The organism is Occultella gossypii (assembly GCF_019947135.1).
Taxonomy (GTDB): Bacteria; Actinomycetota; Actinomycetes; order Actinomycetales; family Beutenbergiaceae; genus Occultella; species Occultella gossypii.
Genome location: NZ_JAGSHT010000011.1, coordinates 20,792 through 37,177, shown reverse-complemented (window position 1 = coordinate 37,177; position 16,386 = coordinate 20,792). Strand labels below are relative to the sequence as shown.

The following is a 16,386-nucleotide window of genomic DNA, read 5'->3' as shown; positions in this document are numbered from 1 at the left end:
CGCGACGAAGCGAGGAGACAGCGCATGACGACGACATCAGGTGAGCCCACGGCACCCGGGACACCACGCGGCATGAGCAGGCGGCAGGCGATCGGCTTGCTCCTGGGCGCTGCCGTGCTGCCGACCGCGATCGGCGTGCAACCCGCGGCCGCGGCGCCCACCCGCCGGCGGTCCACCACGCTGGCTGACCCGCTACGTCGACTGGAGACCCCGAACCTGCACATCCGCCGCCTCGCCCGCCTCGAGAGCGACCGGTACCGGATGACGTTCTCGCAGGCGCGGTGGCGAGGCGGCGCGACGATCGTGCGCGACCTCGAGGTCCGGCGAGACGGCGCCTGGATCGCCGCCACCGACCCGGATAGGCGCCTGGACGAGCAGTGGGTGGTGTACCAGCACGGCACCCCGGGACACCCGCGCTCGACACCGCACTGGGTCGGCTTCGGAGAGTTGCGACGCAGCGGCGCGAACTCGGTGGAGTTGCGTGCCGGCGACCCCACCGTGTTCGAACTGGTGGTGCAGTGGACCCTCGACGGCGACCACCCCGAGGCGCAGTTCGTGATCACCGCTCAGACCGACGGCGAGTTCGTGGTGGCCTACCAGTCGGGTGAGGTGACCGATCTCGCCGGCGTAGACGAGGTGCTCTGCGGGGCGCAGCAGCACGCGAAGGTGGTCCTCCCCGATCCGCAGCCACGTGGCGCGTGGGAGTTGTTCGCGCCGATGGCGCTCACCCAACGAGAGATCGACGGCGGACCGCTCACCACGGGGGTGTTCGTGCCTGCCGAGGTGCTGGAGTTCGAGCACGAGCAGGCCATCGGGGGTGACGACCAGCCCTTCGGGATGAGTCTGCGCAACGACTCGCTCGACATCACGCCCACGATCTACGCGCCGCAACCGGGACTGCGTGCCGCCATGACTGCCGGCGAGAGCCGCGGTTTCACGTTCGGGATCTGCGCCTTCCCGGGCTCGCTCTATGAGAGCTTCACCGCGCTCGCGCGGGAGGTCTACGACTATCGCGCGTACCGCAGCAACGTCTACGGCTCCTCGCTCACGGACACCATCCACACCATGCTCGACCTCGCCGTCGTCGAGCCGGCGTCCGAGGACAGCGAGGACTTCGTCCCCTCGTTCTCCGGCTGGTGGAGCCGCGCGAAGGGCTTCATGAACGTCGAGATCACGGATGACATCCGGGTCGCCGCGGGTGGCGTGCTGCAGTCGGCGCACCTGCTCACCTCGACCGCGGACGACGCACCGCTCTACGAGCACAGGGCGCGACCCATGGTCGAGTACCAGCTCTCCCGCGGCAGCATCGCGTACTCGCCGCTGAGTAAGCCGGGGCAGGTGGCCAACCAGCACCGGCTCGGCTACGTCGCCGGCGACGCGATCATGCTGAACGCCCTATACGAGCTCAGCGGGCACCGGGCCGGCGGGATCCGGCGGCTCGGTGTCGAGAGCATCGCGGCGGACGAGGTCGGCAGGGACCGGCCCCGGTTCGCCGTCGAGCTCGCCGCCTACCAGTTGACGCGCGATGGCTCCCACCTCACCGCAGCACTGCGCCTGGCTCGGGACTACATCGAGCACGAGATCGACGCGCCGTACACCCTGGTCACGGAGGAGCGGTCGTTCTGGATCAGCAACAGCAGGTTCTGGTCCGACCTCGTCGTGCTGTACGAGGTGACGGGCGAGGCCGACATCCTGGCGGCCGCGTACCGCGAGGCGCAGCGCTTCATCACCCAGGTGATGCTTCGCCCGGTACCCGAGGGTGAGGTGACAGTAGGGGAGCCCCCGGTTGCGATGCAGCAGTACGACTGGCCATCCGACGGGCTCCCGGCGTACCCCCGAACCGACGTCGAGGTCGAGACGGTGCCGGCCTGGTACGTCTCGACGACCGGGCTCGGCATCGAGGGCCTGTCCACGTACAAGATCAGCACGTCGGCCAGTGTCAACGCCGGCGGTGGTTTCGTGTTCAACCCCTGCTACGCAGGCGTGTTGCTGCGGCTCGGCCACTACGTCGACGACGACCTGATCGTCGACCTCGCCCACAACATGGTGATCGGGCGGTACACGAACTACCCCGGCTACTACAGCCGCGACTTCCAGACGATCCAGATGAAGCCGGACTTCCCGCTCCAGGGCCCCAGCGGAGTCACGGCGATCTACCCCCACCACATGCCTGCCCAGATCGGGATGACGATCGACTACCTGGTCTCCGAACACACGGTGCGCTCTGCCGGGCAGATCGACTTCCCGGGCGTGCACGAGGCGGACTACGTCTACTTCCGGTACACCCTGTTCGGCCACGCGCCGGGCACGTTCTACGGCGAGGACGGCGTGTGGCCGTGGTTCCCCCGCGGCATCGTCGAGGTCGACAACCCGGCGGTCAACTGGCTGACCGGGGTCGGCAACGGCTCGCTATATCTCAGCCTCACCAACACCACCGGCGCAGCGCAGGCCGTCACCATCTCTCTCGCGACCGACCTCGTGGGTCTGCAACCGGGCGATCTCGTTGACGTCCAGACGGTCAGCGAGCCGGCGAGCCCGACGGCGTCCCTGCCGGCCGGGCAGATCTCCGTCACGGTGCCGCCGCACGGCATCGTGGCGCTCGCCGCCCGAGACGTCGAGGTCCGCGCGCCCTGGCACGTGCCGGCGGTCGACGGCGATCACGGCACCACGACCTTCCATGCCCGGCCCGCAGATGCGAACCTCGGGATCGTGCGCGGGGTGCTGCTGCCGCGCGCAGGTCGAAATGCCGGCTACGACGCGTACGTGCTGGTCGACAGCCTCGAGGAGGTCACGCTCGAGCACCGGATCGACGAGGGGACCTGGGTGCCGTCGGCGGTGCAGCCGTATCCCTACGAGTGGACCATTCCGGTCGATGGGATCACCGCATCCTTCAGCTATCGGGTCGTCGCCGATGCGGTCACCACCGACCCGGTGACGCTCCGGCTGCCCGCTGCGCAGACCGGAACCCACACCGTCGCGGACGTGCTCGTGGACGTCGACGCACCCAGCACCACGGTCGCGGGCGCCGACGTCTCGGTCCGGGTGACGGTGCGCAACGGGACGTCAACCGCGCTCGCGAGCACCGCCGTCGACCTCGGCCTGCCGAGCGGCTGGACGCCGGCACCTGATGCCGCGCCGACCGACCCGATCCCGGCCTTCGGAGCGGCAAGCTGGACCTACGACGTCACGGTGCCGGCGGGCGAGCCGACCGGTGACGTGGCGCTCGCGGCCACGGTCACCTGGGCCGGCGGCTCGGCGCAGTCGGAGCCGTTCCAGCTCACCGTTCGCGACCCGCGGCGCCTCATCGGCGTGATCGCCGGCATGCCGCGGGTTGCCGAGCCCGGGCAGCAGTTCGCGGTGACCGCGACCGTGAGCAATCCCGGCTCCCAGCCACTCGACATCCCGGTCACGATCTCCGGCCCGGCCGGCTGGGCGATCGACGTACCGACCGCGCAGGTGAGCGTGCCGGCGGGGGACATCGGGCGCCACACGGTCACGGTGACCGCCCCGACGGAGCTGCCGTGGGGGACCAGCCCCCGCTTCACCGCGAACCTGGACGGCATCTGGTCGGCGAACGTCGCCGTCGCGGTCGCCACCGAGCCGCAGGTGGTGCACGTGCAGAGCCCTTGGCCGCAGTACCAGGAGACCGGGCAGTGGCGCTTCAGCGGTCTCGCCGGCTGGGGCGGCACCCGCAGCCGCTACAACCTCGACAGCCTCCTCGGTGGCACCGCCCGCTGGGTTCCGGACATCCCCGAGGCGGGGTCCTACGAGGTGTCGGTCTGGTACCCCGCCCACACCGTCTCGACCACGCAGGCGGCGTTCGTGGTCCGGCATGGAGGCGGTGCGGACACCGTGGTGGTGGACCAGACGTCGGGCGGCGGCGCATGGCGATCGCTCGGGTACTACGATTTCGCGGCCGGTCGCAGCGGCGACGTCTATCTCGAAGTGTTGGACGCCGGGACCCATCGCACCAGTGCGGTCCGGTTCCGTCCCGTCACCGACGCCGATCTCGACGCGAACCTGTTGGTGAGCGCGGAAGATGTCGCGGCCCCCGGCGGGACGACCACAGTGACGATCACTGTTGCGGCGGGGCCGGCGGCAGGCGTTGCAGGCTGCCTCTCAATCGGGGTGCCCGCCGGCTGGAGCGCCGCCCCGGGCGCGGTCGACGTCGACGTCGCCGCCGGTGGCGAGCAGACGATCGAGGTGGCCGTCCAAGCATCGGCGAGCGCCGCCGTCGGGGCCTTGCACGAGGTGACCGTGACCCTGGGTGAGCTGACCACGACGGCGATCGTCGCCGTCGGCGAGGTCGATCCCACCAACCAGGTGGTCATCGATACCGGGAGTGGCGCAAGCGCGTACGCAGAGACCGGCGCCTGGGCGCAGTCCAATCTGCGTGGCTGGGACGGCGGCGTCACTCGGTGGATCGCGCCGGCGACGGCCGGGACGGCCGCGTGGACGCCCGCGCTGCCCGCGAATGGTCGCTACCTCGTCAGCGTCTGGTTCCCGGGAGAGATCAACAACAGCACCCGTGCCGTCTACCAGGTCACCCACGCCGGCGGGCAGGCTGAGGTCGAGCTGGACCAGCGTGAGGGTTCGGCCTGGATCGAGCTCGGGATCTGGGACCTGGACGCGGCGACCGTAGCGGTTGCCCTGACGGGTTTGGACACGGGCAGACTGCGTGCGGATGCGGTCCGTGCCGAGCGGCTGGAAGCAGCAGAGAGCGAGATGGAGTGCGACACGTGAGCAACGACCATGAACAGGTACGGGCATCGGTACGACGTGCCCTGGAGCTCGTGAGCTCCCAGGAGCAGGTGCGGCGCTGGGAGAGCGCGGAACTGTCCGTACAGGCAGAGGCGGGGTTCGCCGTCGACCACGGCGAGAACGCGACCCGGGTGAGCTACCACGCCCTCGCGGACGCGATGCGGGCAGCGCTCGCGCTCCGCGAGGAGCCGACCACGATCCGGGCGATCCACGCACAGAGGGAGCTGCGGCGACTCAGCGTGATGATCGACATGTCCCGCAACGCCGTGATGAGGGTGGAGACCGTGGAGCGGTACCTCGCGAGCGCCGCGCTCATGGGCTACTCGACGCTGTACCTCTACCTCGAAGACACCTACGAGGTTCCGGGTCAGCCGTACATCGGCCACGGGCGCGGTCGGTACAGCCAGGACGAGCTCCGCCGGATCGATGACATCGCGCACGGCTTCGGCATCGAGGTCGTGCCGGTGATCCAGACCCTCGGGCACCTGCGACAGATCCTGAAGTGGCCGCCGTTCGCCGGGATCCGCGTCGCACCGGAGGTGATCCGCATCGGGGACGAGGGCGGCTTGGAGCTGATCCGGGCGATGATCTCCGCCGCGACGGCTCCGTTCCGGTCGGCGCGGGTACACCTCGGCCTGGATGAGGCGTACGGGTTCGCGGACGGCGCCCCCGACCCGTCCGACCGCATGGGCTGGTTCCTGCGGCACGTCGACGACGTCGCCGCGATCTGCCGCGAGCTGGGGGTCGAGCCGATGATGTGGAGCGACATGCTCTTCGACGTCGAGCACGGCGCGAAGGACTACTACCGCACCGACCGCACCATCGCGACGCAGACGCTGGACGCCCTGCCGCACGGCCTCACGCTGGTGTACTGGGACTACTTCCATCACACCGACTCCTACTACGCGCAGAAGCTGCGCCAGCATCAACCGCTGCCCACGGTGATGGCCGGTGGGTGCGCGAGCTGGGGTCGGCTTTGGACGCGGCTGCCGGAGTCGATCACTGCCTGCACCGCTGCCGTCGGCGGGGCGATCGCCGCCGGCGTGGACGAGGCGATGATCACGATGTGGGGCAACGACGGAAACGAGTGCGACTACTTCTCCTGCCTGCCTGCGCTCGCCCACGCGGCGGACCGCGCGTACGGACTGACCGCGCAGGAGACGGACGCCGGTCTTGCTTCCCTCGGGGTGAGTCAGGAGTTGTGGGTGGCGGCGTCGGAGATCGACGACCCGTTCGACGACACCGATCGCACGGGTGCCATCGAACCGCCGAACCCCAGCAAGTGGCTGCTGTGGCTGGACCCACTGATCTCGTTCGGGGAGATCGGGCTCTCGGACGAGGTCGCCGAGCGGATGCACAAGCTCGGTGCGCGGCTGAGTCTCGCCGAGACCTCGAGCGGCCCGGATCGGCGGCTCGGGGTCATCGCCCAGCTGTGCCGGGCGCTCGGGCTGAAGACGGAGCTTCACCTTGCTCTACGTCCCGCCTACCTGGCCGGCGACCGCCTTGCGGCGAAACGCCTGGCGACGGAGCTCGTGCCGGAGGTGGAGACCGCCGTCGCACGACTCGAGCAGGCGCACCGCGACCGGTGGCTCGCGGACAACAAGGTCTTCGGCTGGGAGGTCCTCCAACGCCGCTACGCCGGTCTGCTCGCGCGACTGGCGAGCACCCGGCGAGAGCTGATCGAGTGGAGCGAGGGCAACCTCGACCTGATCGAGTCGCTCGAGATCGAGCCGCTACGCGTCGCACCTGACACCGTCAGCGCGACGGTGCCCTGGACGGTGTTCGCAACTCCGGCGGGCATGGCGTAGTGGCGACGACCGGCTAGAGGAGAGCCACGCCGTAGACCCCCCGCCCTAACGGTGTAATCATGTAATCCTGTAAGCGGTCCGAGAAGGCGGAGACATGATGACCCGAGATGAGTACGACGAGACCCGCGAAGGTCACGAGCAGGCCGGGAGACGTGGGCGCGGCCGTGGCCGCGGCGGTGGCCCGGGCGGACGTGGGCGTGGTGGCTGGCAGGTCGCCGGCCTACCGGCTGCCGACGACGCCGAGGACTGGTTCCGCGGTCGGCTGCCGAAGGCGTGGTTCAGCGAGGTCGAGGTGACCGTCGACCGCGAGGAGATCCTGGTGGTCGGCACCCTCGCCGAGGAGGCCGACGGCGCCGAGGCGGAGGGCCGGATCAGCCGGTTCCGCGCCGAGACCAGGGCCGAGCGGATCGAGATCGCCGAGGAGGCCCAGGCCCGCTACCAACGCAAGGTCTCATGGGGCGCACGCCTCGGTGAGAGCGAGGCGCTCTTCACCCACGTCGCCGCGCCGGTGATGACACGCCTGCGTCAGCCCGAGCGGCGGGTGCTCGACACCCTCGTCGACGCCGGGGTGGCCCGGTCCCGCTCGGACGCGCTCGCCTGGTCGGTGCAGCTCGTCGGTGAGCACGCCGACGAATGGCTCGGCCAGCTCCGCGAGGCCATGGCGGAGGTCGACAAGTTGCGCTCGGACGGGCCCGGCCTCTGAGAGCAGCTACTAACGCGATTTCTCCGAGCTCACCTCACGTCAGGAGTACCGCCTCATCGCACCCCGGTCACCCCGAGCGAGGAGGTGATCTGCTTCTGGAACACCAGGAACAGGATCACCAGCGGCGCGAGCGCGATCGTGGTCGCGGCCATGACGAGCGTCCAGTTGCCGTTGTACTGCGTCTGCAGGGCGGCGGTGGCGACGGTGATGACGTTCCACTCCGGCGCCGGCGCGATGATCAGCGGCCACATGAAGTTGTTCCACTGGCTCACCACGGTGATCAGCAGCAGGGTCGCCAGGATCGGCTTGTTCATCGGGACCATCACCTGCCAGAGCCGGCGCAGCACCCCGGCGCCGTCGATCTTCGCGGCGTCCAGCACGTCGGAGGGGGTGGACCGGAAATTCTCCCGGAGCAGGAAGATCGCGTAGGGGGAGCCGAACAGGAACGGCACCACGAGGCCGGCGAACGAGTTCTTCAGGCCGAGCGTCGTCATCATCGAGTACAGCGGGATGATCGTGACGACCGCGGGGATCATCAGCGTGGACAGGTAGACCCAGAACAGCGCGTCCCGGCCGGGGAAGTCCAGCTGGGCGAACGCGTAGGCGGCCAGGATCGACGTGAGCATCTGGCCGAGCACGAGCACCAGGACCACCTGCGCCGTCACCGCGATCGGCACCACGAAGTTGTACTGCTCGGAGAACAGCGCCGTGAAGTTCTCGACCGTGACCGGCTCCGGCAGCGTCAATGGCCACGTGGTGTTGAACTGCTTCGGGGTCTTCAGCGATGTCATCACCGAGAACACGAACGGGCCGAGCATGAGCAGGCCACCGGCGATGAGGAATGCGTAGGTGAGCGCGTTCGCGAACACCCGGGACGCGCGCCAGGACGGCGCTCCGGGCCGGACCGGTCGGGTGTGGCTGCGGGTGGTCTCGGTCATGACATGTCGTAGGTGATCCGGCGCTGGAAATAGCGCTGCTGGACGAGAGTGACGCCGACGAGCACCACGAACAGCACCACGGCCATCGCGGCGGCCCGGCCGAGCCGCAACCCGACGAACGCCTCGTCGTAGATGCGGGCGGCGATGACGTCGGTGCGGAACGCGGGGCCACCGCCGGTCATCGCGTAGATCGAGTCGAACACCTGAAACGAGGAGATGACTGAGGTGACGGTCACGAAGAACATCGTCGGGCGCAGCAGCGGCAGCGTGATCGAGACGAGCGTGCGGACCCCGCCCGCGCCGTCGAGCATGGCGGCCTCGTACACGGCCCGTGGGATCTGCTGGAGCCCAGCCAGGAAGAACAGCGAGATGTACCCCACCGTGGACCAGACCTGCACGAACACCACGGCCGGCAGCGCCAGGTCGGGGTCGGTGAGCCACTCGACCCGGCGCCCGATGATCGCGTTCAGCGCACCGTTGGTGGGGTCGAAGATCCACTTCCACACCACGCCAAGGGCCAGCGGAGCGCAGACCCAGGGCAGCACGTACAGCACCCGCAGCCAACTGGTGCCGGGCAGGCCCCGGTTGATCGCGATGGCGAGCAGCAGACCCATCCCGATCGAGATCGGGATGGCCAGCAGCACGAACAGGGCCGTGACCAGGAGCGAGTTCCCGAACCGGCCCGACGTGAGGATGTAGGCGTAGTTCTCCAGGCCCACCCATTCGGGCGCACTGATCAGGTTCCACCGCATGAAGGACAGCGCGACCACGATCAGCACCGGCAGCAGCAGGAAGCCGATCACACCGATCAGACTCGGGAGCAGCATCGCGTACGCCGAACGCGCCTCGTGGCGCTGGCGTGCGTTCATGCGTTCACTCCCGGCTGTCGTCTGGGAGCGAGCCTAGCCAGATCGTGCCGGTCGTCAGGGCAGGCGCGGCTGCCGTCTCGAACGGTGAGGACGGTGCCCGAGGTGTCAGTGCAGCGCGACCTGGACGCCGAGGTAGACGAGCACGCCGAGCACGAGCGCCCAGGCCGCCACGGCCACGACGCCCCAGCCGAAGACCCTGGCCTTCGGTGCGCCGAAGCCGACCATCGCGGCGGCGGTGACGTGGCTGGGGAGCAGCAGCGGACCGAGGAAACTCACGCCCGGAACGCCCCAACGGTCCAACACCCGCCGCATGCGCTGCTTCTTGGGGTTCGCCTCCGGGACCCGGTTCCGGGTGACACCGGCGCGCACGGCCGACGTGATCGCGATGATCACGGCGAGCGCGATCGCGTTCCCGACCACCGCCGCCGGGATCGCGATCGCGGGGTGGATGCCCGCCACGATCCCGATGATCGACGCACCCTCCGCCTCCACGTAGGGGATGAGCGCCGCGAGCACGACGCCCACCCAGCGCAGCAGCGGGGGCAGGGACTCGGTGAACGCCTGAAGGTCGATGAGGAGGTCGGACATCGCGGAGAGCACGCCTCTCGATTGGGGTTGCTCTCAGCCTCTCGGTGGCGGGACGCCGGCACCAGGGTGCTCCCTCACCGGTTCGGCATGACATCTCTCATGCGGCGCGGTCGGGGTCGGCGCGGCAGCCCTCTGCGCCGGGTGCCGCGGCATGGACACGAGCCACGGCCCGGCCGCGAACCGGTCTAGGTTTGGCCCCATGACCGTCACCACGGAACCGCTCGAGGAGGTGCGGCGCGCCGCAGGCCCGCAGGCGTGGAGCGAACGAGCCGCGGATCTCGCCGTGATGGCGCACGACGCCTCCCACTACCTGCTCCGGCCGCAGGCGGTGCTCACCCCGGGTTCCCTGCCCGAGCTGGTCGCCGCCCTGGTGGCCGCGAACGACGCCGGGCAGAGCGTCACGTTCCGCGCGGGCGGCACGTCGCTGTCCGGGCAGGCCGGTGGGTCCGGGGTACTCATCGACGTGCGCCGTCACCTTGCCGAGGTGGAGGTGCTCGACGGCGGAGCCCGGGTCCGGTGTGGACCGGGCGCCGTGCTGCGGCGCGTCAATGTGACGCTCGCCCGGTACGGGCGCAAGCTCGGCCCCGATCCCGCCAGTGAGATCGCCTGCACGATCGGCGGCGTGGTGGCGAACAACTCCTCCGGGATGACCAGTTCGGTCACCGCCACGGCCTACCGGACGCTGAGCTCGATGCAGTTCGTGCTGCCGTCCGGGACCACGATCGACACGGCCCGGCCGGACGCGGACGAGCGCCTGCGCGCGCTCGAGCCGGCCCTGCACGCCGGCCTGATCCGGCTCCGGGACACCGTGCGCGCGGACTCACGGCTGCGCGCCATCATCACCCACCAGTTCTCGATGAAGAACACGATGGGCTACGGCCTGAACGCCCTGGTCGACCACGACCAGCCGGCCGACATCCTCGCGCACCTCATGATCGGCTCCGAGGGCACCCTCGGTTACGTCGCCTCCGTGGTGCTGGACACGGTCCCGGTCCTGGCCAAGGCGGCCACCAGCCTGCTGGTGTTCGACTCGATCGAGCGGGCGACCGACGCGTTGCCGGCGCTGCTCGGGGCCGGTGCCCGCGCCGTCGAACTCATGGACGCGGCGTCCCTGCGGGTGGCGCAGGCCGACCGCAGTGCCCCGGCCTCGATCGCCTCGATCCCCGTTGTGGACCACACGGCGCTGTTGGTGGAGTTCCAGGCCCCCGACGCCGCCACGCTCGCCGAGTTCACCGGTGCGGCCGACCCGGTGATCCGCGGACTCGACCTCAGCGCCCCGGCGGCACTCACGCAGGACCCCACCGAGCGGGCCGGCCTGTGGGCCGTGCGCAAGGGCCTGTACGCGGCCGTCGCAGGGGCCCGGCCGAAAGGCACCACGAACCTGCTCGAGGACGTCGCAGTGCCGGCGGAGGTCCTCACCGAGACCGTCCGCGGACTGCTCGCCCTGCTCGCCCGGCACGGTTACGACGATGCGGTCACGTTCGGGCACGCCCGGGACGCGAACCTGCACTTCATGATCAACCCGCATCTGGACGACCCGCGCGAACTCGCCACCTACGAGGCGTTCACCGAGGACCTCGTGGAGCTCATCCTCGGCGCGAACGGCACGCTCAAGGCCGAGCACGGCACCGGGCGGATCATGTCCGCCTACGTGCGCCGCCAGTACGGCGACGAGCTGTACGAGGTGATGACCGAGCTCAAGCGGCTCTGCGACCCGCGCGGGATCCTCAACCCCGGGGTGCTCCTGGACGACGACCCGCGGGCACACCTGGAGAACCTGAAGACGGTGACGGGAGTCGACCCGGCCGTCGACTCCTGTGTGGAGTGCGGGTTCTGCGAGCCGGGCTGCCCGTCGCGCAACACCACGACGACGCCCCGGCAGCGGATCATCCTGATGCGGGAGATCGCCGCCGCCGGACCCGAGCGTCGCGCCGAGCTCGAGGCGGCGTTCTCCTACGACGCGGTGCAGACCTGTGCCGCGGACTCCCTCTGCGTCACGGCCTGCCCCGTCAAGATCGACACCGGCAAGGTGATGAAGTCGTTCCGCGCGGCCGGGCACGGGCCCGCCGCCCAGCGCGCGGGCGCGGCCGCGACCGGAGCCTGGTCCGCCGCGACGTCCGGACTGCGCCTGGGCCTGACCGTCGCGAACGCGGTTCCGTCCGCGCTGCTCGCCGGCGCCACGTCCGCGGCGCGGACAGTGCTGCCGCACGAACTCCTCCCACAGCTGGGTGCCGGGCTGCCCGGCCCGGGCACGGCCAGGTCGAAGTTGGCGGACCTGCCCGCGGTGGAGGCCTCGCCCGCCCGGAGTGGTGCGAGATCGGGCGACGGCGGCCCGTCAGTATCCGGGTCGGAGCTCGCCGACCTGGTCTTCTTTCCATCCTGCACCGGGGCGATGTTCGGTCCCGAAGGGCGTGGCGAGGGCGCCGCCGCGGCGTTCCTCTCGTTGTGCGCGCGGGCGGGCCTTCGGGCAGTCCTGCCCGACGGCGTCGACGCCTTGTGCTGCGGCACCCCGTGGGAGTCGAAGGGCTTCGTCGACGGGCAGGCCGCCATGGCGGCGCGCGTGTTCGACGGCGTGTGGGCCGCGACCGACGACGGCCGTCGCCCGCTCGTCTGCGATGCATCATCCTGCACGCACGGTCTGGACACTCTGGCCGCGCACCTGGACCCGATGCGAGCAGCACGCTGGGACACCCTCGAGGTGCTCGACACCGTCACCTACGCGCGGCGCGAGCTGCTGCCCCGGATCGAGGTGCCGGCCGGCCAGGAACTGGCGAGCCTCGCCGTCCACCCGACCTGCTCCACCGTGCACCTCGGCGCGACGGACGATCTCGTCGCCGTGGCGGGCGCAGTCGCCCGCGACGTGCGGGTCCCGGACGACTGGGGCTGTTGCGGATTCGCGGGTGATCGCGGCCTCCTGCATCCCGAGCTGACCGCCGGCGCCACCGAGGCCGAGGCCGCCGAGATCAAGCGCCTCGAGGCGACCGAGGGCCCGTTCGCCGGCTACGCCTCGTGCAACCGCACCTGCGAGATGGGCATGACCCGGGCCACCGGGCGGCCCTACCGGCACGTGCTGGAGCTCCTGGAGGAGGTCACCCGACCGCTCGGGTGATCGGCCCTCGAAGGCATTGTGCGCCGTCGGCTTGCCTGCTACCGTGTGAAGCATGGTACCTGTTGACAGCGGGATCCTCTCGCATCTGCGAAGAGGGGCACTCGAGTACTGCGTGCTCGCGATGCTGCGTGAAGGTCCCACGTACGGGTTCGACATCGCCCGCAGGCTCACTGGCGACGGGATCCTGATGGCCAGCGAGGGCACGCTCTACCCGCTGCTGTCCCGGCTGCGGAAGTCCGGTCTCGTGGAGACCACCTGGCAGGAGTCGACCAGCGGTCCACCGCGGCGCTACTACGCGCTCACCGGAGCCGGGGCGCTTGCCCTCGACTCGTTCACTGCCACCTGGCGGCCGTTCCGCGACGCGGTCGATGCCGCACTCAACAAGGGAGAACCGTCATGAACCGCACCCAGCATCCGATCGTGTCGGCCTACCTCGACGATCTCACCCGCGCGCTCGCGGACCTCGCGCCCGCGGATCGCGCCGAGGTGCTGGCCGGTGTCCGCGAGCACATCGACGCGGGCCTGGCCGAGCGGGAGAACGCGACCGACGCCGACGTCGCGGCCGTGCTCGCCGAGCTCGGCCCGCCCGAGGCGGTCGCGCGCGCCGCGTACGACGAACAGAGCGACGGCGGGGGCGTGGTCCCGGTCCGGCCGGTGCGTTGGGCGGACCGGGCCTGGGTGCCGGTGCTGGTGGCGGTGCTCCAGGCACTCGGCGTCGTGCTCCTGCTCGTCGGCGTGGCAGGTAACGCGGCCTACGTCACCATCGAGACCGACGGCGGATCGGGCGGCACACAGACGCTCTACACCTCCACGTTCGGGGCCGTGTTCGCGGCGGGCCTGCTCGTGCTGCCGCTCTGGATCGTCGTGGCGCTGTTCGTCGGCAACTCCCGACTGTGGCGCACACGCGAGAAGGTCGGGCAGATGGTGCTGCTTCCCGCCGTCGGGCTGGTGCTGTGGCTGCTGCCGGACCTCGGCTGGGCGGTGGCCGGACCGCCGGGACTGACGGTCGCCTCGATCGTTGCGATGATCGTGATCGTCGCCGGCGGCGGTTGGCTGCTGGTCGTCCTGACCAGCGCGGCCCGCGGCCGGGTTTCGTAACTGACGGCCGCCTGACGCTGCCCCTGGATGTGCCCGATCGGACTCGCGTCGCCGGCACGTGCCTCCTTAGCCTGCAGTCGGGCTCAGGGCGTGGGCCCTGCGACGAAGGTGGTTGGATGCGGCAGGGCGGTCTTCGAGACGAGCCAGAGGCGCACACTGGGGACCGCGTGCGGAGCCGGTCGTCGGGCGTCACGACGCGTTTCGATCCCGGAGCCGCGGGACCACCGGCTCACCTGCGGTCGATCTCCCCGGCTCTGCAGCGGATGGTCGGGAATGCCGCCACCACTGTCGTGATCCAGCGCGCCACCGGCAACTCGGCGGTCGATGCGGCCGTGCGGCGCGTGCGGGCCAAGGGCGAGGGCGTTCTGGACGATGCGACCCTGGGCGTGGTGCTCAGGTACGCCCACGGCGCCAAGAACTCCGATTCCGGCAAGTGGGAGACCTACATGGAATCGATGGTCGTCAGCCACACCGAGTGGCTGCGCAAGCGTAGCCACGTGATGTTCGGTGCGATGAACGACGAGCGGCCCACCGGCCTGCACAGCATCGCGGCCGGGCCCCGTGTCGTGGAGCCACTGGGCAATCCGACGCCCGGCAGCACCTTCTATCGGCAATGGGTCGGCAAGCCGAACGCGTACTACGACGCGAGCCCCAAGAAGAAGAAGTGGGCGAAGCCGTCGTCGTTCTTCCCCGCGAACTGGTCCGAGGACCAGATCAAGGCCCTTGTGATACTCGACAAGGCGGCGGACTACCGCCCGCAGGCAGCGCGGGGAATGGCGCTCGCGGTCAACGACGAGTCGGTGTTCCCGAATCTGCAAGCGCCGATGCCGCCCCTGCCTGCGGGGCGGGTGAAGACGAAGGACGTGTAGCCCCCACGCATGGTCCGGACGCCGGAACTCAGCGGCCGGCGAAACCGAAGGTGATGATCGGCGCCAGGGTCCCGGCCCGGATGGCGTCCAGGACAGCCAACTCGTGCGGCACCACCGGGTCAGGCAGGGCGTTCAGGGGGAACCAGGCGAGTTCGGCCGCCTTGTCCGCCTCCATCAGCGACGGATCGCCGGACCAGGTCCGGCACGCGAAGAAGAAGTCGACGCGCTCGTCGATCGGGCGGCCGTTGCCGTGCGTGCGGTGCATGGCGCAAAGGGGTTCGAGGTCGGACTCGGCGATCGTGACGCCGAGTTCCTCCCGGGCCTCCCGGACGGCAGCGGCGTGCACTGACTCGTCGGCCTCGACGTGCCCGGCCGCGGCGTGGGCCCAGTGCTCGTCCATGTAGCCGGTGCCGCGCCGCAGCGACAGCAGCACCTCCTCAGCGGTGGGAGTCTGACGGCGGAGCAGGACGTAGGCGGCGGGCACCACCTGGAAGCGATCGGTCACGCTCCCACCGTAGCGACGCGGTGCCGAGCGTGGCTGAACATCACCCGGGCTCGGGTTCGATGAGCGGCACGAAGCGGTAGCTGCCGGGCGCCTGCTCGGCGGAAGGGACGCCGTCGGCCATCGTGACGATCGTCATCCGGCCCCGGACGGGAACGACCATCCGGCCACCGTCGGCGAGCTGCTCGGCCAGCGCCCGGGGCACGGCGCGGGCCTCCGCGGAGACCAGGATCCGGTCGTACGGAGCGCGCCACGGCCAGCCGAGCACGCCGTCGACCGCCACATGGACCTGGGCGTGGGTGATGCCGGCCCGGGCGACGTTCGCCCGCCCGAACTCGGCCAGCTGCGGGCGGAGCTCCACGCCGTCGACGTAGCCGGTCGACCCGACCAGGTGGGCAAGGAGTGCTGTGGTCCAACCGGATCCGCTGCCGACGTCCAGCACCCGGTGGCCCGTCTCCACGGCGAGCAGCTCGAGCATGATCCGCACCGTCGTGGGCTGGGAGCACGTCTGACCGTCGGCCAGGTGCAGCGGCTGGTCCAGGCCGGTGTTGCGGCGCTGGGCCCGGGGCAGGAAATCCGCGCGCGAGACGGACCGCATCGCGGCGGCGACGACCGCGTGCGCCGAGCCATCCATCGCGCACCTGCTCCCGTTCGGGTCCGTCCAGACTAGCGCCGCACGTTCGCCTCCCGTCGTTGCCAGACGATCAGGTGGGCCGTGGAGAACCTGGCCGAGCACCGTCCGCACGCCAGCGCACGGGTGGGGCGCCGGAACCGGGCGTGCTCGTGTCCGGCCGGGCAGGTCCCGACCCAGGGTGCGGGAACCTCGCCGGCGCCGGCCGGCACCCGGCGTTGCGCGGTGCAGCCGATCTCGAGGGCGATCCGGCGCCACCGCGGCCCGTGGCCTGCTCCGTGGCCCGCCAGCGCGTGGGCGATCTCGTGCAGCAGGGTGTCGCGCACCTGTGCGGGTTCGTGCAGCGCGGTCAGGTACCGGCTGATCGTGATCCGACGGCGGTCGTAGCGGCACGCACCCGCCCTGCGCTTGGCGTTGTCGAACCCGAAGGTCCAGCCGGTGAGGCCGTGCTCGGCCATGAGTTCGCGGCCGAGCGCTTCGGCATCGGTGAGGTCCATCTCGATCCTCGCT

13 protein-coding genes are annotated in these 16,386 nt (G+C 70.6%); 7 read left to right on the top strand and 6 right to left on the bottom strand.

All coding sequences use genetic code 11. The features are described 5' to 3' along the window. Positions 1–24: 24 nt before the first annotated feature. The 3 genes from KCQ71_RS11450 to abmR all read left to right on the top strand — a co-directional run bounded on the left by KCQ71_RS11450 (position 25) and on the right by abmR (position 7,272). Positions 25–4,743, top strand: a complete 4,719-nt coding sequence (locus tag KCQ71_RS11450) for a golvesin C-terminal-like domain-containing protein (RefSeq protein ID WP_223405953.1) — start codon at positions 25–27, stop codon at positions 4,741–4,743. Further along, positions 4,740–6,569, top strand: a complete 1,830-nt coding sequence (locus KCQ71_RS27615) for a hypothetical protein (RefSeq protein ID WP_223405951.1) — start codon at positions 4,740–4,742, stop codon at positions 6,567–6,569. The genes KCQ71_RS11450 and KCQ71_RS27615 overlap by 4 nt, the downstream gene beginning before the upstream one ends. A 94-nt stretch (positions 6,570–6,663) precedes the next feature. Next, positions 6,664–7,272, top strand: a complete 609-nt coding sequence (gene abmR / locus KCQ71_RS11440; RefSeq protein ID WP_283248666.1) for an ATP-binding transcription factor AbmR — start codon at positions 6,664–6,666, stop codon at positions 7,270–7,272. Positions 7,273–7,325: 53 nt separating this feature from the next. On the opposite strand, the gene KCQ71_RS11435 is transcribed toward abmR, so the two are convergent. The 3 genes from KCQ71_RS11435 to KCQ71_RS11425 form a co-directional block, all read right to left on the bottom strand. After that, on the bottom strand, positions 7,326–8,210 hold the full coding sequence (locus KCQ71_RS11435) for a carbohydrate ABC transporter permease (RefSeq protein WP_223405949.1): 885 nt from the start codon (positions 8,208–8,210) through the stop codon (positions 7,326–7,328). Next, a complete protein-coding gene (locus KCQ71_RS11430) occupies positions 8,207–9,079 on the bottom strand; it encodes a carbohydrate ABC transporter permease (protein WP_223405947.1) in 873 nt (290 codons plus the stop codon). The genes KCQ71_RS11435 and KCQ71_RS11430 overlap by 4 nt, the downstream gene beginning before the upstream one ends. 105 nt (positions 9,080–9,184) lie before the next feature. Beyond that, positions 9,185–9,667, bottom strand: coding sequence for a hypothetical protein (locus KCQ71_RS11425; RefSeq protein ID WP_223405945.1), 483 nt, complete (start codon positions 9,665–9,667; stop codon positions 9,185–9,187). Between the two features lie 199 nt (positions 9,668–9,866). Between KCQ71_RS11425 and KCQ71_RS11420 the strand changes: the two genes are divergently transcribed. From KCQ71_RS11420 to KCQ71_RS11405, 4 genes are all read left to right on the top strand, one after another. Then, positions 9,867–12,776 (top strand): FAD-binding and (Fe-S)-binding domain-containing protein, encoded by a 2,910-nt coding sequence (locus KCQ71_RS11420; RefSeq protein ID WP_223405943.1) that lies wholly within the window; start codon positions 9,867–9,869, stop codon positions 12,774–12,776. A 52-nt stretch (positions 12,777–12,828) separates the two neighbouring features. After that, positions 12,829–13,176 carry a PadR family transcriptional regulator gene (locus tag KCQ71_RS11415; RefSeq protein ID WP_223405941.1) on the top strand — a complete coding sequence of 116 codons (348 nt, stop codon included), beginning with the start codon at positions 12,829–12,831 and terminating at the stop codon, positions 13,174–13,176. Continuing rightward, on the top strand, positions 13,173–13,874 hold the full coding sequence (locus KCQ71_RS11410) for an HAAS signaling domain-containing protein (RefSeq protein ID WP_223405939.1): 702 nt from the start codon (positions 13,173–13,175) through the stop codon (positions 13,872–13,874). The genes KCQ71_RS11415 and KCQ71_RS11410 overlap by 4 nt, the downstream gene beginning before the upstream one ends. A 116-nt stretch (positions 13,875–13,990) precedes the next feature. Next, positions 13,991–14,743 carry a hypothetical protein gene (locus KCQ71_RS11405; protein WP_223405937.1) on the top strand — a complete coding sequence of 251 codons (753 nt, stop codon included), beginning with the start codon at positions 13,991–13,993 and terminating at the stop codon, positions 14,741–14,743. A 28-nt stretch (positions 14,744–14,771) separates the two neighbouring features. Here KCQ71_RS11405 and KCQ71_RS11400 read toward each other — a convergent pair whose 3' ends face one another. From KCQ71_RS11400 to KCQ71_RS11390, 3 genes are read right to left on the bottom strand one after another with little or no spacing between them, the layout of a single operon-like run. Then, a complete protein-coding gene (locus KCQ71_RS11400; protein WP_223405935.1) occupies positions 14,772–15,248 on the bottom strand; it encodes an NUDIX hydrolase in 477 nt (158 codons plus the stop codon). A gap of 40 nt (positions 15,249–15,288) precedes the next feature. After that, positions 15,289–15,879 (bottom strand): protein-L-isoaspartate O-methyltransferase family protein, encoded by a 591-nt coding sequence (locus tag KCQ71_RS11395; protein WP_223405933.1) that lies wholly within the window; start codon positions 15,877–15,879, stop codon positions 15,289–15,291. Between the two features lie 32 nt (positions 15,880–15,911). Continuing rightward, positions 15,912–16,373, bottom strand: a complete 462-nt coding sequence (locus KCQ71_RS11390) for a SprT-like domain-containing protein (RefSeq protein ID WP_223405931.1) — start codon at positions 16,371–16,373, stop codon at positions 15,912–15,914. Positions 16,374–16,386 lie beyond the last annotated feature (13 nt).